This window comes from Streptomyces kaniharaensis (genome assembly GCF_009569385.1).
In the GTDB taxonomy this organism is placed as follows: domain Bacteria; phylum Actinomycetota; class Actinomycetes; order Streptomycetales; family Streptomycetaceae; genus Kitasatospora; species Kitasatospora kaniharaensis.
In genome coordinates this window covers 35,885-56,357 of record NZ_WBOF01000004.1, presented here as the reverse complement: position 1 = coordinate 56,357, position 20,473 = coordinate 35,885, and the positions used below count along the sequence as shown (strand labels likewise).

At 70.9% G+C, this 20,473-nt stretch carries 18 protein-coding genes; 1 reads left to right on the top strand and 17 read right to left on the bottom strand.

The window, feature by feature from the left end; translation table 11 throughout:
* The first annotated feature begins 137 nt into the window (after positions 1-137).
* On the top strand, positions 138-1,772 hold the full coding sequence (locus F7Q99_RS34965) for an ADP-ribosylglycohydrolase family protein (protein WP_230211232.1): 1,635 nt from the start codon (positions 138-140) through the stop codon (positions 1,770-1,772).
* Positions 1,773-1,868: 96 nt separating this feature from the next.
* On the opposite strand, the gene F7Q99_RS34960 is transcribed toward F7Q99_RS34965, so the two are convergent.
* The 17 genes from F7Q99_RS34960 to F7Q99_RS34880 all read right to left on the bottom strand — a co-directional run bounded on the left by F7Q99_RS34960 (position 1,869) and on the right by F7Q99_RS34880 (position 20,461).
* Entirely contained in the window at positions 1,869-2,633 is a 765-nt protein-coding gene (locus tag F7Q99_RS34960; protein ID WP_153469785.1) for a hypothetical protein, read from the bottom strand.
* Positions 2,634-2,691: 58 nt separating this feature from the next.
* Positions 2,692-3,798, bottom strand: a complete 1,107-nt coding sequence (locus F7Q99_RS34955; RefSeq protein WP_153469782.1) for a hypothetical protein — start codon at positions 3,796-3,798, stop codon at positions 2,692-2,694.
* A 273-nt stretch (positions 3,799-4,071) separates the two neighbouring features.
* Complete coding sequence (locus F7Q99_RS34950; protein WP_195911386.1) at positions 4,072-4,848, bottom strand: GP88 family protein; 777 nt, start codon at positions 4,846-4,848, stop codon at positions 4,072-4,074.
* The gene (locus tag F7Q99_RS34945) at positions 4,845-5,240 is read right to left on the bottom strand and encodes a hypothetical protein (protein WP_153469779.1); all 396 of its coding nucleotides are present in this window, start codon (positions 5,238-5,240) and stop codon (positions 4,845-4,847) included. Before F7Q99_RS34945 ends, F7Q99_RS34950 begins: the two co-directional genes overlap by 4 nt.
* Positions 5,230-5,502: a hypothetical protein gene (locus F7Q99_RS34940; protein WP_153469777.1), complete on the bottom strand. Its 273-nt coding sequence runs from the start codon at positions 5,500-5,502 to the stop codon at positions 5,230-5,232. Before F7Q99_RS34940 ends, F7Q99_RS34945 begins: the two co-directional genes overlap by 11 nt.
* A 212-nt stretch (positions 5,503-5,714) precedes the next feature.
* On the bottom strand, positions 5,715-6,215 hold the full coding sequence (locus tag F7Q99_RS34935; RefSeq protein ID WP_153469774.1) for a hypothetical protein: 501 nt from the start codon (positions 6,213-6,215) through the stop codon (positions 5,715-5,717).
* Positions 6,216-6,542: 327 nt separating this feature from the next.
* On the bottom strand, positions 6,543-6,965 hold the full coding sequence (locus F7Q99_RS34930) for a hypothetical protein (protein WP_153469771.1): 423 nt from the start codon (positions 6,963-6,965) through the stop codon (positions 6,543-6,545).
* Positions 6,962-7,528 (bottom strand): helix-turn-helix transcriptional regulator, encoded by a 567-nt coding sequence (locus tag F7Q99_RS34925; RefSeq protein WP_153469768.1) that lies wholly within the window; start codon positions 7,526-7,528, stop codon positions 6,962-6,964. The genes F7Q99_RS34930 and F7Q99_RS34925 overlap by 4 nt, the downstream gene beginning before the upstream one ends.
* Positions 7,529-7,650: 122 nt before the next feature.
* Complete coding sequence (locus tag F7Q99_RS34920; RefSeq protein ID WP_153469765.1) at positions 7,651-8,115, bottom strand: hypothetical protein; 465 nt, start codon at positions 8,113-8,115, stop codon at positions 7,651-7,653.
* A gap of 38 nt (positions 8,116-8,153) precedes the next feature.
* Entirely contained in the window at positions 8,154-10,409 is a 2,256-nt protein-coding gene (locus tag F7Q99_RS34915) for a hypothetical protein (RefSeq protein WP_153469762.1), read from the bottom strand.
* A complete protein-coding gene (locus F7Q99_RS34910) occupies positions 10,409-13,129 on the bottom strand; it encodes a hypothetical protein (RefSeq protein ID WP_153469759.1) in 2,721 nt (906 codons plus the stop codon). The genes F7Q99_RS34915 and F7Q99_RS34910 overlap by 1 nt, the downstream gene beginning before the upstream one ends.
* Positions 13,129-13,524 (bottom strand): hypothetical protein, encoded by a 396-nt coding sequence (locus tag F7Q99_RS34905; protein ID WP_153469756.1) that lies wholly within the window; start codon positions 13,522-13,524, stop codon positions 13,129-13,131. Before F7Q99_RS34905 ends, F7Q99_RS34910 begins: the two co-directional genes overlap by 1 nt.
* 163 nt (positions 13,525-13,687) lie before the next feature.
* Positions 13,688-14,371 carry an NUDIX hydrolase gene (locus tag F7Q99_RS34900; protein WP_153469753.1) on the bottom strand — a complete coding sequence of 228 codons (684 nt, stop codon included), beginning with the start codon at positions 14,369-14,371 and terminating at the stop codon, positions 13,688-13,690.
* Between the two features lie 159 nt (positions 14,372-14,530).
* Positions 14,531-15,643 (bottom strand): DUF4417 domain-containing protein, encoded by a 1,113-nt coding sequence (locus F7Q99_RS34895; protein ID WP_153469750.1) that lies wholly within the window; start codon positions 15,641-15,643, stop codon positions 14,531-14,533.
* The gene (locus tag F7Q99_RS34890) at positions 15,640-16,956 is read right to left on the bottom strand and encodes a ParB N-terminal domain-containing protein (protein ID WP_153469747.1); all 1,317 of its coding nucleotides are present in this window, start codon (positions 16,954-16,956) and stop codon (positions 15,640-15,642) included. The genes F7Q99_RS34895 and F7Q99_RS34890 overlap by 4 nt, the downstream gene beginning before the upstream one ends.
* 50 nt (positions 16,957-17,006) lie before the next feature.
* Positions 17,007-18,020: a replication-relaxation family protein gene (locus F7Q99_RS34885; RefSeq protein ID WP_153469744.1), complete on the bottom strand. Its 1,014-nt coding sequence runs from the start codon at positions 18,018-18,020 to the stop codon at positions 17,007-17,009.
* Complete coding sequence (locus F7Q99_RS34880; RefSeq protein ID WP_230211231.1) at positions 18,017-20,461, bottom strand: type IV secretory system conjugative DNA transfer family protein; 2,445 nt, start codon at positions 20,459-20,461, stop codon at positions 18,017-18,019. The genes F7Q99_RS34885 and F7Q99_RS34880 overlap by 4 nt, the downstream gene beginning before the upstream one ends.
* Between the last annotated feature and the right edge of the window lie 12 nt (positions 20,462-20,473).

The window sequence follows — 20,473 nt, the reverse complement described above, 5'->3', positions numbered from 1 at the left end:
GACAACTTGTCAATGCGTCGCGGCGGACAGCTCGCGGCCCGCCCGGCCACTTCCCGCGCCGCGCCCCTTTCCTTCCCGGCTCCGCCCGCGTGCGGTCGCCGCCCCAGGCCCCAGCGGCCCCGCAGAAAGAGACCCCCATGCCTTCCTCCTCCGCCTCCCCCCGCCCCCACGCCGACCTCGGGCCGTGGCCCGCAGCCACCGACCCCGCGCCGCGCCTGGACGAGAAGGCCATGGACCGCGCCGCCGGCGTCATCCTGGGCGCGGCGTCGGGCGACGCGCTGGGCGTCCCGTACGAGTTCAAGCCCAGCATGAGCGACAGCCAGTTCCCGGAGATGAAGGGCGGCGGCCCCTTCAACTTCGCCCCCGGTGAGTACAGCGACGACACCCAGATGCACGTGTGCATCGCCGAGGTCGCCGCGACCGGCGCCGATCTGCGCACCCCGGAAGCACTGGACGCGATCGCCACGAACTTCCTCCGCTGGTACGGCGGCGGCCCGGCCGACGTGGGCAACCAGACGCGCAGCGTCCTGAGCGCCACGGCGCGGGGCAAGGGGAGCTCACCCTCCGAGGTGATGCTGACCGTCTCCCGCCGGTACGCGGCCGCCAACCCGAACAGCAGCGCTGGGAACGGCTCGCTGATGAGGACCGGTGCCGTCGCGCTCGCCTACCTGGACGACGCGAACGCCATGGCCGAGGCCGCGAAGCTGGTCAGCGAGCTGACCCACGCCGACCCCGACTGCGCCGAGGCGTGCATCCTGTGGTGCTCCGGCATCAGGACTGCCGTCCTGACCGGCACCTTCGATGGTGTCCGGGAGGGCCTTGAGCTCCTGCCCGAGGCCCGCCGCAGCGTGTGGGCGGCCCGTCTGGACGAGGCCGAGGCCCACCCCCCGCGGCACTTCCAGCGCAACGGCTGGGTGGTCGAAGCCCTCCAGGCCGCGTGGTCCGCCATCGTCCGCACTCCGGTGCCCGAGGACCAGCCGGAGCAGGGCGGCTTCGCCGCTCAGCACTTCCAGCTCGCGCTGGAGGCCGCCGTGCGCACCGGACGCGACACCGACACCGTCGCTGCCATCGCCGGTGCTCTGCTCGGCGCACGCTGGGGCTGCTCGGCCATCCCGCTGGCCTGGCAGCGCAAGGTCCACGGCTGGCCCTCCAACACCAGCGCCGACCTTGTCCGTCTCGCTGTGCTGACGGCCCGCGCCGGGCAGAGCGACCGCGACGGCTGGCCCTCCGCACCCCGGGTCACCACCCCGCTCTCCTCGGGCAAGGCGTTCTCCGTCCGGCACCCCCGCGACCCCGGCCTCTTCCTGGGCAACCTGGCCCTGACCGAGTACACCGGTCCCGCGCCGGTCGACGCGGTCGTCTCCCTGTGCCGTGTCGGCTCCGACCCGATCCTGACCGGCGCCGATGTCGAGCACTCCCGGGTGTGGCTGGTCGACAAGTCCGGCGCGAACTCGCACCTCCACTTCACCCTCGACCAGGCCGCCCGGGAGGTCCTGCGGCTCCGGCAGGAGGGCAAGCGCGTCCTGCTCCACTGCGTGGCCGGACGCAGCCGCACCCCCGCGATCGCGGCCCTGTACAGCCACCTCGCCGACGGCGTGCCGCCCCTGGACGCGCTGCGAGAGGTCAACCGGGCACTCGGCAACTACTGGACGCTGCCGAACCACCCCGAGATGCTCGACGCGGTCTTCCAGCTGGCCGGTGAGGAGCCCCAGCGGGCCGCCTTCCGTGCGGCTCGGCGGTCGCGGTGGCGCGAGCTGATCCACCGTCGCTGAAACGCAGTGCGGCTGAGCTGCCAAAACGGGGTGTGGCCCCCAGGGAGATCTTCCCTGGGGGCCACACCCCGTTTCCATGACCCGCCTTCCAGCCGGTCAGCTCTTCTTCCGGTTCGTGCGCCGCGTCCGGCTGGCACGGACCCGTCCCTGCCCCCTGCGGGAGTAGACGTGCCGGGTGATCGTCTCCAGGTACCACATGTCCTCGAACACCTCGGGCCGCTTCCGGTCCCCCGGGGTCCGGTCCGGTGGCTCCAGGTGGCCTTGCCGCTTGTAGTTCTGCGCCGTCGTCCGGGGCAGCGGCTCGCCCCGGGTCGCGTTGCCGAGGATCATCCCGTAGCCGCTGACGTCGTAGAGGTCCTTCGGGTTGCCCTCCGGAGGCGGGATGACGACCTTGGGGCCCTCGCCGTTGAACTCCGCCCAGACGTGCGCCCGGTGCTCTTCGACCCAGGTGTCGGCCTCGTGGGAGGGCCACCGGCCGGGTTCCGCCTCGTCCGGGAAGCCCTCGACCTTGGTCCAGGTGTCCACCGTCGTCTCGGAGACGTTGTACCGCAGCGCCAGGCCGGACTTCCCCAGCAGCTCGTCCTCTTCGGCGGCCTCCTCCGCTGCGGAGGCGCCGGCGGTCTCCGCCTGCGCGGCCGCAGGGCTTTCCGCCGCGGAGGCAACGGCCCGGCCGGGCCAGGACTGCGGCCGGCTGACCTTGACCCAGGCATCGACCTGCTGCGCGTCCCACTCCCCGTCAGCGACCTGGGCGGGAAAGTTCAGCAACTTCACCCAGGCGTCGACCGTCCGCTCGCCCTCGCCGTAGGTCTCCCCGATCCCCGCGCGGGTCAGCCGCGCTGCTGGGGGCTTGCTGGTGCTCATCAGTCCACCGTCCTGTCGTGCCGGGTGCCGACCGCGGGGGCCGGAGCGGTGTCTGCCATCAGCGGGCTCCGCCGAGCTTGCCGGGGCGGCGGATGAAGGTGTAGGCGGTCGAGCGGTACCACTTGGGTTCGTCGACGGCCGGCTCCTGCCCGTCGTCCGGGGTCCGGTCGGCCGGCGCCAGCAGCCCGCTGTACAGGTACGTCCGCATCGACGCCACGGTGGTGGCCTTGCCCCGCCCGCGCGCCTTCCCGTCGAGCTTGCCGATCTCCTGCAGGGTGAACAGGTCGGTGTCCGCGCCCGCTGGCAGCTTCAGGTCGTCCCGCAGCGGCCCCGTAGCCTCGGCATCCCGGCGGGGAGCACGTGCGGCTGCTCCGCCGAGCTTGCCGGGGCGGCGGATGAAGGTGTAGGCGGTCGAGCGGTACCACTTGGGCTCGTCGACGGCCGGCTCCTGCCCGTCGCCCGGTGTCCGGTCCGCCGGCGCCAGCAGCTTCTGCGACAGGTAGTTCTTCATGGTGCCGACGGTGGTGGCCTTGCCCCGCCCGCGGGCCTCGCCGTCGAGTTCGCCGATCTCCTGCAGGGTGAACAGGTCGGTGTCCGCGCCGGCCGGCAGGTCCAGGTCGAGCAAGTCGCCGACGCCGGCGCGCGGCTTCGGCGCGGCCGGCCGCTCGCCCGCTTCCCCCTTGGTCGCTCGGCGCGTGCGCCGCGGCCGGGTGATGTAGGCGTAGGAGGTCTCGCGGAACCACATCGGCTCGGTGACGGTCGGCTGGCCGCCGTCGTCCGGGGTCCGGTCGGCCGGCGCCAGGATCTTCTTGGACAGGTACGTGCGCAGGGTGGTGACCGGAGTGGCGTCCCGCTTCAGGGCCCGCCCCTCGAGCTCGCCGATGCGCCGCAGTGTCAGGAGATCACGAGGACCACCCTTGGGCAGGTCGAACGGGTTCTTCTTGCCCTGCTGCGACTGCACCCACGTGCCGAAGTGGTGCTCGCGCAGCCACGCGTCGACCTCGTCCTCGTCGTAGATCTGCTGTCCGCCCTGGCCGGCCGTGAACAGGACCTCGGGGAAGCCTTCCTCCTGGGACCACTTGGCGGCCGACGTCCGGTCTACGTTGTAACGCGCCGCCATCCTGTCGAAGTTGGTGTGCTTGCGCTCGTAACCTGCGGGAATCATGATCGCTCCATTGGGGCCAGCTGGGCCGGCGGTAGTACCGGACTGCCCACGGGGGCGACCGGGCTCTGTCTGTGGTCACGGCCGGCGGATCCGTCCGCTGGCAGCTCTTGTGCGCTGGCCGAGAGCCGCAGGGAGCGACCTCGCCAGCGAGATTACCCAAACTCATAGACTTCCGCAATGTGACGGGCCGGCGTGCCCCCTCAGCGCCGAACGCCGTGAGGGCGGGCCCAGCTGAGTGCTGGGCCCGCCCTCACGCCGGTGTCGGGCATCCGGTCACGATGCCAGGCGGAATGCCTTCTCGGTCGCGCGCTGGTTCTTCTTCGCATCCAGGGCTCGCTGGCGGCTGGAGAATGTGTCCGCGCCTTGGAGCTTGAGAAGATGCGGAATCCGATTGGCTGGAATTCCGACGAGAGGTGAATCGCTGAGCACCGACAGGAGGTCGGACTCGGTCTGGTCAGAGTATCCGGCGGCGATGAGCGCCTCCAGATCGGGAAAGACGTCGGCATGCCTCTCGTTCTTGAGGTCGATGAGGTGATCCTCGCGTCCGCCGAGGCTGTAGCACCAAAGGAAATTATCGGGGGCGTCGTTCTCGACCAGCCGCCGGAAACGGGAGATCTCCTTGGTGTAGCAGTAGAAGCGAACGTTCGGCGCTCCCCTCATGATGCGCATCCATGCCGACAAGTAGTCGTCCGAGAAAAAATCTCCAGAATCGTGCAAGCGAATCCACTTCCCGTCGTAGCGGGAGTGCGTCAATTCCTTCGCCATGCGCTCCTCCCACTCCTCCGGAGAATCCCGGCATAGTAGAAGATTGCGAATGTGTGCAGCGCGGACGTTCTTGAACCTGTAGGCCCCGACTCGGGCGTAGCAAAGAGATGCACACGCGCCGGCCTGGCTGCACACATTGAAATTCTTGCCGTCGGGAAGTTTGATGACGAAAGCCGGTAGGGTCCAGTTGAAAATACCCTCCTTGCGCAGCTGCGAATTCTGCGTGAGAAGCCTTTTCTCGGCAGGCTTCTTCTTTGCCGGGGCGGTTTCAAGCGTGGTGGTCATTTCATCGTCTCGCAGAGGTCGGGGGTGGTGGCTCGCTCGCCGGGGCAGTAGGGGTGCGGGGCGGTGCAGGCGTGCACGCCGAGCGCGGTGACCCCGCCCTCGGCGCGGGCCAGGACGGCGAAGCCCTTGGCCAGTGCGGTTCGGGACGAGCTCTGGTACCTGCCTCCGAACTGGAGGTCGTCGCCATGGGAGGCGATCTGCTCCAGTGCGTCGGAGCGGGCGCGGTCGATCTCGTCGGCAGTCGCGTGCCGCTGCTCCGCGATGAACATCGGGACCATGAACAGCAGCCAGTCGGCCAACCGCTCGCGGAACCCGTCATCCGATGGCGCACCGGTCCGGGCCTTGGGGTCGAGCAGTACGAGGCCGAAGGGGCCGTGGGAGTCACCGGTCATCGCGGGCTCCCGTGTCGGCGCCGTGGCCTGACGGCTCGATGCCGAGGATGTCGACGAGCGCGACGTCGGTGACCCGGTCCAGCGTGGTGTCGGTGCACGCGGCGGACAGGACGCCCGGCTGGAGGTCTTCGACGTAGCGGCGGATCGCCGCGGGATCGGCGCTCGAACCTTCGGGCAGGCTGAGGAGGAGGGTGAGGTCGTAGAGGGCGGTCCGGGCCGCCTTCACATGCACAACGACGGTGGCAGGGGCAGAGGGGTTCACTGCTGCTCTCGCTTCTTGTGGAGGCGGGCGACGTCGGCTCGCGGCCGCGACGGGGACAGGTCGGCGCTCGCGGCCCGGACGGGTTCCACACCAGATGGGATGCGCCGGCGTAGGGGCGCGGCGCGCCGTTCATGCAGGGTGCCCCCGGCTCGAAGAGCCGAGGGCACCTGGGACGTACTGGGGCACCGGGGGCGGTGCCGGGGGCGAGCCGGTCAGTCGCCGCGCACCGGGCAGTGGGCACGGTGGACGGGCGAGGAGCGGAACTGCGGGGCCTCGTGCTGGTCCCGGGCGTCCATGAGCAAGTCACCGAAGTCCGCCAGGGAGTTGATCGTGACGGAGGGGACGGGAGAGAGGCAGGCGTAGCACGGCGCGATCACGCTGAAGGCCAGCCGGGCGCTCCCGGCGTCGTAGGCGGCGATGAAGAAGTAGCGCCGTCGGCCGTGCGAGAGCTGGACGCGGGCCGCGCGGTAGTGCTGCGCGTCGGGGAACAACGGGTGGTTGGCGTCCTCGTACACGCTCAGCCGGATGCTGTCGTCCAGCCCGAGCCGGTGGCGGAGCAGTGCGGCCACGCCCTCCAGCTCGGATTCCGAATCCAGGATCGTGGGCTCCGGGCCGGAAGGGATGCCGCTTTCCAGGCCGGTCGCGCGGGCGATGGCGGCCCGGAGAGCGGCGTTCTCTATCGCGTCCAGATCAGGGCTGATGGTTCCGGGCATGTCGTCTCCTCGACGGGGATCACAGAAGGGGGGCGAGGCCCGGACCGGCCGGGAGGGGGTGGCCTGGTCCGGGCCTCGTGGCCCCGCCGCCCGGGGGGAGTGGCGGAGGGGCGAGCCGCGCAAGGCGGCTCCTACGGAGTGGTCTTCGCTGTGAGGTGTTCTCCCGCCCTCACAGCAATGACTATACGCACACTCATTGACTTAAGCAATGTGCAGGGCTGTGTTTTCCGGCGCTCTCCACCGGTGCCAGTCCGCACTCCCGGGAGCCGGGCCGGGCTCGGCGCCTCCGAGGGCCGGAGGCCACCGAGCACGGGCTCGCCGCGCCGGCTATGCAGCGAGCGAACCGACCCGGTCCAAGATCTCCTGCGCACAGGCGAACGCTTCCCGCTTGTGCCCGTAGGAGGGGACCCGCAAGTGCATGCACTCGTGGGCGAGCGCGCGGTCGGCGTCCCCCCTTGTCGGCACCATGCTCAGGTTCATCACCATGAGCGGCGTCTCCAGACGGGCGCCGGGCTCTCCCCGGTAGACCTGGGCAACGTAGTGGGGGTGGAAGGCCAGGCCGGTGACCTCGGCGTACCAGGCGGTGTCGAAGGTGAGGGCGAACGGCCGCTCCGCCGCCTGTCTGAACAGTTCGGCGCGCCCCCGGAGCCAACGCGTGTCCACCGGCAGCTGGGCCTCGCTGGGAGGGAGCCTGCTGAGCAGGGCCTCGTGCCGGGCGACGGTCAGCGGGTGCCCGCGGTGGTAGGTCATCGGGACTCACCGCCCTCGCCGGCCGCCAGGCGCTGCGCCAGGTGGAGCAGGTCCTCGGGGGCCATCCCGAAGTGGTCCGCCAGGCGGTCCAGAAGAGCGCCCTCCAGGGCGAGGGGCGCCGGCCGAGACGCCTGGCCGGCCACCGAGGCGGCGTGGGCGGCCTCCACGGCATCGCGTTCCACGTCGAAGAGCGCGGCGAGCCCCTCGGCCGCCTGCGGCGCCAGAGTCTTGGTGCGTCCCTGCTCGAGCATCGCGTACGTGCTGCGCTTGCGCCCCGCGGCCTCGGCCGCCTCCGGCTGGCTGGCGCCCGAGCGCTCGCGCAGCTCCCGCAGTGTCACGACGGTCGGCCGGCACAGGTCGGTGACCTGGCAGCCGAGGGCATCGGCCAGGCGCGAGAGCGTGCCCGGGTCCGGCAGGCGCTCCTCGGCCTCGTACTGGTTCAGGACCGTCACGGTGAGGGCGGCCTGGGAGGCCAGCTGGCTCGGGGTCCATCCACGCCGACCGCGGGCCTGCGCCAGGCGCTGGCCGTCGAAGCTGCTGACGCCGCGTCGCGTGGTCCGCATGCTGGTACCTCCTCCGTTCCTTCGGCGCCGGCCCGGGCGCCGGCGGAGCGCCGCCGGCGAGGTGCCGGCGGCGGGACCATCATGCCAAGACGCTCCGGGCCGGCCGGATGCCGTGGCCGCGGTCACGAGAACTGCCCGTGCCACGAGTCGGAGTCCAGGGCGTCGAGCTGTGCTTCCTCCTTGCGGGTGAGCCGGTCGGTGAAGCGGTCCCAGCGCTGCAGCTCGGCCAGGAGGTCGCCTTCGGCCGGCTGCACGATCGCGGTCTCGCCGGACCGCAGGAGCAGTACGACGTCGCCGTTCTCCTCCAGGTGGGCCCGCGTCCAGCTCAGGCCCCGGCGCCGGGTCGCGCTGAGGTTGAACAGGTAGCCGAGTTCCGCGGACTCCGCGCCGCCGACCAGCGGCCGTATCCATATCAACTGCGGGTCGTCCTGGTCGACGCGGTGGTGACGGGCGAGGGCCTGCAGGAACACCTCGGCGCCCTCGTCGTCGAACACCCTCAGCTGTGCGCCGGCGTCGACCGGGTCCCCGTTGCTGCTGTGACGGCCGGCGATGAGGTCAGCGAGCCGGGTCTGCCAGGTAGTGCTCATGTGGACATTCTCCTTCTGGGCGGGATGGGCCGACGGCCTCAGTGGTTGCTCTTCACGACGTCCTCGACGGGCTTGCCGCCGAGATGGGTGATGCCGCGGGCCTTGAACGACTCCAGCAGCGCCGTGCGCTGGTGCGCGTAGTGGCAGACGATGCGGCTGGGCGCCTCCGCGCCCAACAGGTCGATGCCGTCGCGAAACATGATTTCGTTGTTGGACGCGTTGTGCGTGGCGATCTTCAGAGGATCGCGGGTCAGTCCCGACGCCTTCTTCTTGTCCGGGCTGACCCCGTACTTGTCGCCGTTGTAGGCGTAGTAGTCGGACCGGCGCATCAGGACGGACGGGTCGTCCCAGATCAGCTGGCCGCCGTAGCCCGACGCCGGGGTGTTCGAGACGCGGAGGAAGACGGAGTTCGCCCCGCCCGTGTACTTGTCGGCCTGCTCGGACATGCCGATGCCGCCGCCGATGCCCATGACCGCGCGCTTCTCCGTGGAGGCCAGCACCCCGGTGCCGAACAGGGCGACCATGTCGCCGCTGCCGATGCTGTGCGTCAGCGACCGGCCCTTGTACGCCTCCTTGATCTGCGCCGTCTTGCCCGTGACGTCGAACCGGGACCACGTCAGCCAGCCACCGGACGTCGCCGGCGTGGGGTCGTACCCAGCGCTGGCCGCCAGCGCGTCCCCGCTGTCGAAGCCGGTCGCCTGGGCGACGGCCTCCCTGAGCACCTTCACCTTCTTCGGCAGGACCTTCTGCGCGGCCTCCAGTTGGATGCGCTTGACCTGGTAGTGGAGCTCGTCCTCCCCCAGGCCGATCAGAGACTCGGCGCGCTGGTGCACGATCTCCTGGACCTGCAGGTCCTCCAGCCCCTTGGCCTCGGCGAAGGCGGCCTTCATCCCGGGAGCGTTCGCCAGGTTCTGCGCGGTCACGTTGTTGGCGAGGTAGGTCCATTCGCCTTCGGCGGCCGTCATCGGGGCGTTGACCAGGTGCAGTTGCTCAAGGCGGTCGACGAGCTGCTTGCCGTGGCCGGCGCCGACCGGGGCGTGGACCTCGAGCTGGCCGCGCATCGAGAACTCGGTGCTGTTCGGGTCGTTGGCGGCGTACGGGCGGTACACCGCGCTCCAGCCGTCGCCCAGGTCGATTGCGTATTCCTGCCCGTTTGCCTTGCTGCGGCTCTTGCCGTCCCAGGACGACTCGCCGCTCTGCCCGTCGAGCGAGGCCTGGATGCGGCTGGCGTCGCGCAGCTGCGCGGTGAGTGTTCCCGGCTCCGGCTCGTCCGCCGGGGCCGGTATCTGCTTGGTCACCATCTTGGTGACCGGTAGGCCGTGCGGGTCGAAGTGCGCCATCGGCGCGCCGCCGTTCTGGATCTTCTCGCCGACGGTGTTGACCTGGTCCAGGTAGTACTGGGCCATGGCCTTCTCGTCGTCCGTCAGGTTCGGCGAGGCAAGGACCGTGTTGACGGCGTCGAGGGCCTTCTGGTGCTTCTGGATCGAGGCCTCGGACATCGGGCCGCCGCCCTTGAGCTTGTGCTGCACCGAGGTCGTCGCTGCGGTCACCAGCTCGGCGAGCTGCGCCTTCTTGTCGAGCGCCAGCCGCTCCTTGGTCTCCTCCTCGACCTGGACGTCCACCATCTTGGTCCCCGACACGCTCAGCGCGTCGAGCAGCTTGCCCTCGGCCTCCTCACTGACGTGCGCGAGCAGTACCTCGCGGGGACCGTCGGGGGAGAGGTAGGAGACCAGCGCCGCCTGCGAGTTGAGGAAGTCCTCGCCTCCGACCAGGATCGGCGTGCCGAGGGCTGCGCCGGCCACCGGAGCATCCGGAACGGGCGTCAGCGGCGGATCAACGTCCTCCGGCTCCTCCTCCGGCTCGTCCTCGACCTCCTCCTCGAACGCGGGTCCGGCTCCGGCTGCGCCTTCGGCAGCCTCCTCGGCGGCGGGAGCGAGAGCGGCGCCCTCCTCCTCGGCCGGCTCGTGCGCTGCCTCGTCCTCGGCAGCCTCGCCCACGGGGCCGCCCGTGGCCTCCGGCTGCTGCTCCTCGGGCTCTGCGGCCGGCGGCATCTCACCGCCCGCCTGCCCGCCGAGCACCGGCTCACCGTCGGTTGTCCATGCACCGCCCTGCTCGGCGAGCGGCACCTCGCTGGTGAAGTCGGGCATCAGCATCGACGCCAGCAGCGCCGGGTCAATCTCGTTCACCGGCTCGGGGCCGGTAGCCGCGAGGTTCGGCGGCGCCGGGGGTGCCTCGGTCGAAACCGTCGGGGAGACGGCGTAGGACTCGTGGCTGCTCTTCGAGTTGGTGCCCATCACTCAGCTCCGTGCTTCAGCGACGCCGCCTGCGGCATCTTCAGGTCCTTGACGAAGAACTCCGCGAACGCCTTGCGGAGGTTCTGCTTGCGCTCGACGGCGTGGTCGAGGAACGCCTCGGCGATCTGCTCGGTGCTGACCTTCGCGGCAGAGATGCCGTGCTTCTTGGCGGCCTGCTTGCGCATCGCGGGCACCCAGTGCACGCCGCTGCCGGCCTTCGCGCCCTCGTACGCGGTGGAGTGCAGCATGGAGCGCCACTGGCTGTCCGGGATCGCCTCGAAGTTCTTGAGCACCGGCTGCACGACGGCGTGATTCACCTTGACGCCGTCGGCCAGGCCGCCGCTGAGCGCAGCGGAGTAGAGCTTCTGGTGGACCGGGTCGTACGACCCCCCACCGGAGGGGGCGTAGCCGAGGGAGAGCTTGTCGCTGCCCCAGTGCTTGAACGCCTGACCTCGGTCGATCTGAACCAGGCCGCCCGACGCGGTCCGCAGCACGTTGGCCGGGTGGCCGTCGTGGTCGCCGACCATCCATGAGCCGACGTGGGAGCGCACGATCGAGTCGACGTCCGACTGCGACCACTTGTGCGGGTCGGAGGCGAAGTGGCTGGCGCCCTTGAGCATCGGCTGGACACTGCCGACCTTGCCACCCACTTCCTTGACGTACACCGGGACGGCCGGGACACCACCCAGCGAAAGCGCATGGGAGGCGGCCGCCTCCGAGTGGGCGATCACCCCGCCGTTGTGGTCTGCCTTGAACAGCCAGCTGGAGCCGTCCGGCGCGGAGTGAAGGGACTTGCTGTAGGTGCCGCCGAGGTTGGCGGGCGTCCCGGCGCCGAAGCTCCACGAGCCGACGACGTCGGAGTCGATCCGGGCCGGCACGTCCTGAGAGGTGGCCTTGACCTGCTGGAGGTCGGCGATCAGCGCCTGGACCTTGCCGTTGAACGACCCCGGAGCGGCAGGCTTCTTCGGGGCCTTCGGGATCGGCTTCGTCGGTCCCGCCGTGGCGGCCTGGGCGAGCTTCTGCGCCTGCACGGGGCTGGCGCCCATCTTGATCGCGGCCTCGACCTTGCTCTCCTGGGTCAGACCGCCGGTGCCCGCAGCGCCTGCGGCGGCCGCGGGCGGAGCGGACGCAGTGCCCGTGCTGCTCGCGAGCTTGGACTTGAGGGCGTTGACCGCCTCGTCGGAGGCGAGCGGGGACGCGGCCTTGGCGGCCGCGGCCGCCTGCTTCTTGGCCACCGTCGCCTGGACCTTCGCGTTGATCGCGTCCTTGTCCAGCGCGGGGTTGAAGCTGGCGGCGATGTAGCCCTGAAGCTGGGCACGGTTGGCCTTGCCCGGGTCCGGCATCCCCAGTTCGCCGGCCACCGCACGCAGATCCCCGACCTTCTGGTTCTTCGCCCAGGCGTTGAACTCGGTGGTCAGCGCCTTCGGGTCGACCTGGTGGGTGTTGAGGAGCGCGGGGTTGGCGAATCCGATGTCGACGGGAGACTGCAGGGTCTCGTGGATCCACCCCTGCGCCTCCTGCTGCAGCGTGTGCAGCTCGCCGGTGCTCTTCGCCCAGGAGGCGACCTGGGCCGCGGCCTCGGGGCTGCCGGCCAGGTCGGGCAGCGTCAGCTCGGTGTGGATGTCCTGCTTGCCGCCCTGATGGACGTCCAGGGCGTTGTCGAGCGCCTTGAGCTGGTCCTTCCGCGCCTGAGCGGTCGCCTTCAGCGCCTCCTTCTCAGCCTCGGGCGTCCCCGTGCGCAGCAGGCCGACGAGTTCGACCGGCTTGAGGTGCTGGGCCTCGGTCAGGGACATCTCCCCCGAAGCCAGAGCCTCCTGGACCAGCGGCATCACGGTCGACTGGTTGATCTTGGCGACCGCCAGGGGGTCGCCGGTCCACACCTGGATCTCGTTCTTCTTCGTCTCCAGGTCGGGGGTGTCGGGCGAGTGCGCGGTCAGGACCTGCTTCTCCGCGTCGAGGAGGTTCTTCAGCTTGTCGCTGTCCAGCACCCCCTTGGCGTAGGCCGCCTCGTGGCTCGCCTGGGTCCACGCGTCCACCGCGGCCTTGAACTGGTCCGGCGTCGCGGCCCACGTTCCGGCCGGCGCGTCGGGGGCGCCGCTGGTGCCCTCGATCTGCTGGAGGTCGGCCAGGGTCATCCCGCCGACGGTTTGTCCGGCCGCGAGCTGCTCGTACCTCTTCTGCGCGGCGGCCTGGATCTTCTGCTTGGACGGGATGTCGTCGTTGTAGTACGGGTCGAGCCAGTGGACGAGGGGGTGCTGGCTCTTCCCGGACAGGCCGACCAGGGCCGGGTGTTCGAACCCCTTGGCAGCGGCGATCTGCTGCAGCTCTTCCGGGTCGAGCGCGTTGAGGTAGGCCAGGGACTGGGCGCGCAGGGCGTCGAGCTGCGCCTTGACCTCCTCCTCGGAGGCGCCCTCCTCCTTCAGCTGCTCGATGGCCTCCCGGGCGGCCTTGATCTGGTCGGCGAAGATCTCGTACCGCTCGACCGGGTCGTCGGGCAGCTCCGGGTAGTTGCCGGTCGCCACGCCGTTGCCGACCGCGAGGGCGTCCAGGTTGTCCATGGCCACCATCAGGTCGGTCGTCGCCTTGACGAGGCCGTCGCTGAGCTCGGGCTCCGCCGGCGCGGCGGACAGGCCGACGCCCTCGCCTCCCTCGACGGTCTCCGGAGCGCCGGCCGGAGCTATGGCATACGAGGAGTGGGAGCTCTTGGAGTTGGTGCCCATCACGCACCGGTCCGCGGAGGCAGCGCGGGGATGACCTCGCCGAGGAGCTCGTCCAGGAGGAGATCAGCGGCGTGCCGCAGGTCCAGGGCGCCCTCGGGCAGGTCGGCCGCGGCGATCTGGCATGCGCCCGACTCGGCCTCCCACCGGGCGATCCGCTCGGGCGAGACTCCCTCGGCCAGCCGCTCGCGCCAGGGGTTGGCCTCGTCGTAGACCAGGGGCACCCAGACGACGTGCTGCGCCGGCTCGGCGTCTTCGGCGGTGTCCAGCGCGAGGACGGCGACGGGGTCGACGGGCATCCCCAGGGCGGGGTGCCAGACCATCAGGATCCACAGCTTCCAGGTGGTCTCGGCCTCGGGTGCAGTGCTCGTCGGCTGTGGCGCGGGGGGTGTCGACATGGCGGAAGCCCTCCTTTTTCGGGTTCGACGGATAGAGGTGTCGAACCCGGCCTCCGTGTGACCGAGACCCGGGGAGAAATCTCCGCCCGCCCCGGGAAGCGCGACCGCCCGCCGACCGGGATCGGTCGGCGGGCGGTTCGGGGAGCGGGCGCGGCGCGGTCGATCACACGCCGGCCACCGCCCTGTGCCGGCCGGCGGCCTTCGAGGCGGCGTACAGGGGAGCAGCGGGGGAGGCCAGGCCGTGCAGCCGGGCCCGGTACAACAGGGCGATGGTCAGGCCGTCGGTGATCTGGCCGTCGCGCACCATCCCTTCCGCCTCCTCGAACGTCACGGTGAGCGCCTTGCGGATGCCTTCGGAGGTGGCGAGCGCACCGACCGAAGTGATCAGCGCGGCGAAGAGGCGGACCTCGTCGCCCAGGGCACCGGTGTCGGGGTGGACCCGGCCGAGGGCCAGCAACTCGGGGGCGTGCGCGCCGATCTCCTCGCCCAGCTCCTTGGCCGCGGTGTCGGTCGAGGTCAGCCCCGCCGCGCCGAACCCGCGGGGAGCTTCCAGATGCCAGGACCGGGTGGCGTGCCGGAAGTGCTCGACGAGCACGAGCCTCCCGTCGGGGAGCATCGGGAGGACGGCGGCGCCGGGCTGGGGGGAGGCGCTCATCGTGCGCAGGTAGGTGCCGGGCCGGCCGCCGGGGAAGGTCACGGCGTCGCAGAGCACGATCCGCCTGGTGTCCTGGTAGATGACGCCTCCGGCACGGGCGACCGCGTCGGGGGAGGTCTCGATGTCGATTCCGCCGGGCGTGTTCGTGAACCATTCGGGCCGGGCGGCCCTGAGAGCGTCGTACTCGTGCATCGTCGGTGTCCCTTCGGATGGAGGTGCCGGTGGCCGGGTGTACAGGCCCGCTCGCGGCTGGACCGTGGTGGCAGGTGCCCGGTCGAGGGCGGGTTCTGGTAGCCCGGGCCCGGGGTCGGCATATAGAGGTGCCGCGCGGGGCCTTCGTGTGACGGCTGCTCATCGGGGCGGCAGGAGCGAGGCCATGAACTGGACTGTGGACGCGAAGGCGTCGCCCGGCCGGGCGTGGACGTCCTCACGGCCGTTCGCGGTCATGATCGCGCCGTGCAGCGCGTACTGGTGGGGATTCTGGCTGACCAGGGTCAGGCGGTTGCCGAAGAGCGCGACCACCTGGGCGATCCTGTCGATCCGCGACAGGCCGGTGAGGATGATCGGCATGTCGGCCGGCAGGTTCTCCGCGAGCCAGTAGAGACCGGGCAGCGCCCACGTGTCCCAGTTCGAGTTCTCCCTGACGGTCTGCAGGTTGACGGCGATCGCCGGCGGCGGCACGTCCTCGATCCAGGAGATGTAACGCTCCAGGTCCTCCAGGCGGAACCAGTAGATGTTCGGAACGGTGGGCACACCGGCGTCGGCGAGCTCCTGGGCGATCAGGAGGCACCGGCGCATGTTGAGCAGGTGCTCGGTCCTCGGCCAGTTGCCGTAGATGCTGAAGTTGGGGGCGAGGACCAGGTCCCAGCCCTGGGCGGCGATCTCCTCGACCAGGCCGTCCCGCTTGCGGTACGTCCAGAGCGCTTCGACCAGCGGGTCCTCTCCGTAGCCGACGAGGACGGCCTTCTGGTTCTCGCGCAGGGCGAGGACCTCACGGGCCTGCTTGCCGGCGAAGCGCGGGTAGATCGAGTGCGTGTCGGGCGAGAAGACGCGGCGGAGGCCAACCCCGTACGCGGGCCAGCGCAGGCTGGCGTCCAGCTGGGTGACGTTCGAGCCGTCGGTCATCGGGATGAAGGCCGGAAGCTCGGGCAGGGTGCCGTCGATGGTGATGTCGTCGAACGTGAGGGTTCCGCCGACATCGGCCATCCACTGCGCGATGTCCGTGCGTGATCCGCAGCGGATCGGGCAGCCGCCGCACGCACCGGAGGGCGAGCCCGCCTCGGTCGCGGAGCAGCCGCAGTACGAGCAGTCCGAGTTGCTGCCCGAGCACAGCGGCTCGACGGTTGCCGGGCCGCCCCGGCCGTCCGGGCCGGCCCAGAACGCGCAGGCGCGGCAGTCGCAGCCGCGGCCGGGCAGGGGCAGCGGCTGGCCGACTCGGGGCATCTGAAGGGAAACGATGGTCATGCGGCGGTCTCGCTCTCTTGGATCGGGGTGGGGTTGGCGGTGTCGGCCAGGTGCTGTTCGAGTTCGCGCAGCGCCAGGCGCAGTGACCCGCGGTCGTACCGGGGGACTTCACGTCCCGCACGGACCTCGGCCAGCAGGCCGCGGAGTCCTTCGAGGGCGCTGCGGACCACCTGGGAGTCCGCAGCGGGAGCCGGAGGTGGAGCCGGTGGCGTGTCCTGCGCGGGGGGAGTGAGAACGGCGGCGACAGCTGGGCGCTCGACCTGGCCGTCGGGCCCGGCGTCCTCGATGTCCTCCTGGGCCTCGTCCGTTCCGTCGGTGTCCGTGTCGGCGGGGCTGAGGGGCTCGGGGACACGGGTGAGCGCGCGGCGGCGGCCGTCGTTGGCCCGCTCCAGACGTTCCTCCGCGGCCTCGATCACCTCGTCGGGCTCGAGTTCCGGTGCCGTCAGGCCGATGTCGACGGCACTGGGCAGCAGGTGCAGTCGGCTGCTGCCCTTCAGCGCCGCCCAGATGTCGGCCGCCGCGGCCTCCCGCCCGCGGCGCAGCGCCGCGAACTTGATCCTGGTGTTGAGGCGGACGGCCTCCTCGTCCATCTCCTCGGTCAGCTCCCGGGGCAGCTCCCGGAAGGCGCGCACGAGTTCGGTGGCCTTGCGCTCGGTGAGCTGGAGGCCGAGGCGGCTGAGGACCTCGGTCCAGGGTGCCGCGCAGCTCTGGTCCGTACCGCGGATCTTCTCCAGCGCCTTGAAGCGCTCGACGCTGTCGGTGATGGCGTAGACGTGGCCCGGGACGGGCTTGCCGGCCCGCAGCAGCTTGCCGACCAGCACGGCGCACCGCTGGTACATCAGGGCAGCGGCCTGCTCGCCCGGGCGCAGCGGCTCCCGGGCGAAATTTTCCACAAACCTCCACATATGCCGCTCTTCGTCGCTGAGTGGACCCGGGCACACAACGGCGGCCAGCGCCGCGAAGTGCGGGTTGTCCGGCAGGTTCTGAGCACCCCAGCGCATGGCCCGCAGGCGGCGCTCGCCGGTGACCAAGCGGATGGTCGGGGCGCGGCCGGCGACGGTGATCTCTTCCGCCAGGACGGGTTCGAGCATGCCCACGACCGACATCGACGAGATGAGGTCGGACAGCTCCTCCGGGGCGGTCACGTCGCCGGGCTTGCGCCCCTGGGGCTCGGTGAACGGACTGCCCGGTCCGCGCATCGGGAGCATCTCGAAGCGGCGCTGCCTCAGCTTGGCGCTGCGGTGCAGGATCTCGGTCAGCTGGATCATGCTGCCGCCCTCGGGCGGCGCGTCTTCCACCGTGGCGATGGTCATGAGCTGGTGTCCTTCGTGCGGTGGCGGCGCGGCCGGCGGGCCGCGCCGGCTCACTGAGCGGTCTTGAGGTACAGGTCGGTCAGCGGAGGCCGCTGCTCGGGGGTGCCGCGCAGGAGCGGCGTGAAGATCGGCTCGAACGGGCCGCGCTCCTGCAGGAGCTGCAGGGTGGTCACGCCGATCGACAGCCGGCCGGCCAGACGCGAGAGCCGCGGATCCGCCCGGGTCAGGGTGTAGAGGTCTTCGGTCCGCGCGGCGAGCCGGGAGGCGAGCGTGGGTGAGGGCCTGCCGTCCAGGACCACCAGGAGCCGGGGGAAGACGGGGTAGGTGTACTGCCACGCTGGCCTGGTCGACGCCGCCGACCGGCGGGCCCGGTCGGGGTGCTGCGGCACGTACTCGTGCATCCGGCCGTACGCCGCGATCTTGGCCGCCAGCCGGGCGGCCGTCATCGTGGCGCGGTCCAGCTCCAGGAACAGCGTCATCATCGCCCGCTGTCCCCGGCGCACATGCACGTAGCTCAGGACCGCGTCGCTGATGACGTGGTCGTCCTCGAAACGGCGCTGCCCGTCCCGGATCCGGTGGGCGACCTCCGGTGTCCAGTCGAGCGGGCCGCACTCGTGCCCCAGCCGATCCGCGTGCCGCGCGAAGGCGATGCCCGTCTCGTTGACCGCCAGCGTGTGCAGCTGCCGGGCACCGGCGACCGCCTCCGGCGTGATCCGGTAGGGCCGCGGCTGAAGCTCCCCGCCGTCCTCCACGGACTGCGCGCCCTCCTCAGTCAGGAACCACAGGTACGGCGGCTTGGTCGGGCGCCGCGTCTTGCGCTCTCCTTGCACGGCCGCCTGGGGCTGGTGGCTGGCCCAGATGCGCTGGACCAGGCCGGCCGCCAGGAGGCCGCGCAGCTGACGGCGCAGGTAGGAGGCGCTCGCCGCCGGCAGCAGCAGCCGCTGCAGCTGGTCGGTGGACATCACCCGGTGCTGGTACAGCACATGGAGCACCCGGGTGCCGATGGAGTGGAAGCTGGCGCGCTGCTCCACGCTCGGAGCAGGGGCGTCGGTGATCACGCTCATACGACCACCGAGCCGCCGGCCGGGCCGTCGTCCTCGTCGTACGGCGGCTCGTCCTCGTCATACGGCGGTTCCTCGTCGTAGGAGCCGCTGATCACCGTGCCCGGGTCCTTGCTGATCCGAACCCGTCCGCCCTCGGCTGCGTCCTCGACCTGGACAGGGGCGCCGTCGTCTACGACGCCCCCCTGGTCGCGGGGCACGTCGTCGTCATCGTCCGGCTGCACCTGGATCGAGGCGAGGGCACGCATGATGCGGTTGTCGAGCCGACGGAGATCGTCGAGGATGTCCCGAACCGGGCGCCGGCGCAGGTTCTGGTCGACGGACGCCGACAGCTTCGGCAGATCGTCGGGACGGTGGTAGTCCTCGTACAGCTCCTCGACGCTTGCACCCCGCACCCGGAACGGGTCGGTGCGCCCGTCGGCGAGAGTCACCGACATCACGTAGTTGTACGGCCGCAGGGCGGTGATGGTGTCCGGCTCGACCTTCTTGCCCCAGCGCCGGGTCACCAGCATCGCCTCGTCGACGTCGCTGGCGGTCGTCGAGAGCACCGACAGGTTCTGCAACAACCCCTGCCTGGTCGTCGGGGTCAGACGCTGCGCCATCTGCGTCATCGCCAACAACTTCACCCGGAACTTCCTCAACTGCTCCGCGATCGCAGCCAACGTGCCCTTGCTGGCCCCGTCGACCGCGGTGAGCTCGTCGATGAAGCAGTAGAAGTCCTTGCGGTCCGCCACGGGTATGTCCCGGCGCGACAGACCGGCCCGGAACAGGTCGTAGATCAGCAAGCACGACACGATCCGGTCGGTGTCGCCCGTACCCGACGGGCAGATGAAGACCACCTTGCCCTGGTCCATGGCGGTGCGGATGTCGTAGGTGGACAAGGACGACCCGAGGAACGCCTTCACGGCGTTGCTGCTGTCGAGACGCTCGATGATGTTGGTGACGACGGGCGTCGCCTCGCCCGGGTACTTCTTGTAGGTCTTCTCCCAGAAGTCCCGCAGATTCTTCGACAGGTAGGGGACGACCGCGTCGCGCCACTCCTCGTCGGTGAGGATCGTGCGGATCTGGAAGATCGTCGGGGCGAGTTCGGGCTTGCCGGCCTTCGCGAGCAGCAGGGACAGCTCCACGAGCGACTCGACCGAGCGGGTGAGGATCGTCTTGGCACGGCCCGCCGAGTCGCTCCAGTTCAGCGCGCTGGAGAAGCCCGTGACCACGTACTGGACGATGTCGGGGATGTCCTCCTCTTTGCGGTTCTGCATCGACAGCGGGTTCCAGGACGCGACCTTGGCGTTCATGTCGGGCGAGGTCAGGTCGATCTCCCAGATCCGCGGCGCGAGCTCACGGTGCGCGAGGTACGGCCGGGCCCGCTGCCAACCGTCCCCATGCGGGTCCAGGAACAAGATGCCGTGCCCGTTGTGGGCCAGCGCGATGGCCTGGACGAGGGACATCTCCGTCTTGCCGTAGCCCGCCTTGCCGAGGAACAGGGCGAAGAGCAGGTAGCGCAACGGGATGCCGGCCAGGCGCTCGCCGCCACCGGGCCGGGAGACCCAGCCGAGCGGGAGCAGGTCGGGCTGGCCGGTCCACGAGGGCAGTCCCGGGTGGGGCGGCGGGACCACACCGCCGGAGCGCATCACGTTCGCCGCCGAGTTGTGCTTGGTCGGGGGCTTCAGCAGCCCGGCGATCTCCTCACCGGTCACCCATCCGCGTCGGCGCGGGGCGAAGAGCCCCGTTTCGAAGCGACGATCGAAGTGCTGACGGTAGAACACCGAGTCGGCGCGCAGCCGGGTGAGGCCGAGGTTCAGCCCGACAGGCCGCAGGTAGTTGTCGCCCGCCCAGCCCTCCAGGGCCGCGAGGAGCTGGTCCAGCAGAAGACGCGGCCGGTGCGGGTCGGTCGAGCAGGTGCGCAGGAGCAGCTGAAGGTCGAAGACCGGGTCGACACCCGGGTGGAACTTCCCCATCGCGGCCTTCATGTCGGTCGCGTTGAGCATGCGCTGCGCCCGGGGGCGGCTGCCCGCGGCGGGACGCTTGGCCTGGGCGCCGCGCATCTCGGCGGCGATCTCCGAGCCGATCGAGGACAGCCGGTCGAGGCTGAATCCGGAGCCGCCCCCGCCCTGGCGCGGCATCCCAGGGATGGCCGGCATGTCGTTCGGCGAGCGCCGGGCGGCAGCCAGGAGCCGACTGCGCCGGCGGGCGACCTTGCCCGCAGCGACGGGGACCAGGTCCAGGACGAGGTCGGCTCGCTCCTGGAGGGAGGTGCGGACATCGGCGACCGCGGCGGCCAAGGCCTCGAGCGGATCGGGCTTCAGCGGGACGTCCCGCAGGGCCAGGTGGTCCGGCAGCGCCAGGGCCAGTTCGGCGCGCGCGACGTGGAGTCGGCGCTCGGCGGCTGGCGGGGTGTCCTTGGACAGGCTCACGGCCGCGTCAGAGTCGGACGACTTGCTCATGATCGTTTTCCT

Bases quoted from the DNA above. Each gene is read 5' to 3' on its own strand.
- F7Q99_RS34885 (WP_153469744.1), bottom strand. From the start codon at position 18,020: ATGAGCGTGATCACCGACGCCCCTGCTCCGAGCGTGGAGCAGCGCGCC.
- F7Q99_RS34895 (WP_153469750.1), bottom strand. From the start codon at position 15,643: ATGACCATCGTTTCCCTTCAGATGCCCCGAGTCGGCCAGCCGCTGCCC.
- F7Q99_RS34965 (WP_230211232.1), top strand. From the start codon at position 138: ATGCCTTCCTCCTCCGCCTCCCCCCGCCCCCACGCCGACCTCGGGCCG.
- F7Q99_RS34955 (WP_153469782.1), bottom strand. From the start codon at position 3,798: ATGATTCCCGCAGGTTACGAGCGCAAGCACACCAACTTCGACAGGATG.
- F7Q99_RS34945 (WP_153469779.1), bottom strand. From the start codon at position 5,240: ATGACCGGTGACTCCCACGGCCCCTTCGGCCTCGTACTGCTCGACCCC.
- F7Q99_RS34960 (WP_153469785.1), bottom strand. From the start codon at position 2,633: ATGAGCACCAGCAAGCCCCCAGCAGCGCGGCTGACCCGCGCGGGGATC.
- F7Q99_RS34920 (WP_153469765.1), bottom strand. From the start codon at position 8,115: ATGAGCACTACCTGGCAGACCCGGCTCGCTGACCTCATCGCCGGCCGT.
- F7Q99_RS34950 (WP_195911386.1), bottom strand. From the start codon at position 4,848: ATGACCACCACGCTTGAAACCGCCCCGGCAAAGAAGAAGCCTGCCGAG.
- F7Q99_RS34935 (WP_153469774.1), bottom strand. From the start codon at position 6,215: ATGCCCGGAACCATCAGCCCTGATCTGGACGCGATAGAGAACGCCGCT.
- F7Q99_RS34915 (WP_153469762.1), bottom strand. From the start codon at position 10,409: ATGGGCACCAACTCGAAGAGCAGCCACGAGTCCTACGCCGTCTCCCCG.
- F7Q99_RS34930 (WP_153469771.1), bottom strand. From the start codon at position 6,965: ATGACCTACCACCGCGGGCACCCGCTGACCGTCGCCCGGCACGAGGCC.
- F7Q99_RS34910 (WP_153469759.1), bottom strand. From the start codon at position 13,129: ATGGGCACCAACTCCAAGAGCTCCCACTCCTCGTATGCCATAGCTCCG.
- F7Q99_RS34900 (WP_153469753.1), bottom strand. From the start codon at position 14,371: ATGCACGAGTACGACGCTCTCAGGGCCGCCCGGCCCGAATGGTTCACG.
- F7Q99_RS34925 (WP_153469768.1), bottom strand. From the start codon at position 7,528: ATGCGGACCACGCGACGCGGCGTCAGCAGCTTCGACGGCCAGCGCCTG.
- F7Q99_RS34880 (WP_230211231.1), bottom strand. From the start codon at position 20,461: ATGAGCAAGTCGTCCGACTCTGACGCGGCCGTGAGCCTGTCCAAGGAC.
- F7Q99_RS34890 (WP_153469747.1), bottom strand. From the start codon at position 16,956: ATGACCATCGCCACGGTGGAAGACGCGCCGCCCGAGGGCGGCAGCATG.
- F7Q99_RS34905 (WP_153469756.1), bottom strand. From the start codon at position 13,524: ATGTCGACACCCCCCGCGCCACAGCCGACGAGCACTGCACCCGAGGCC.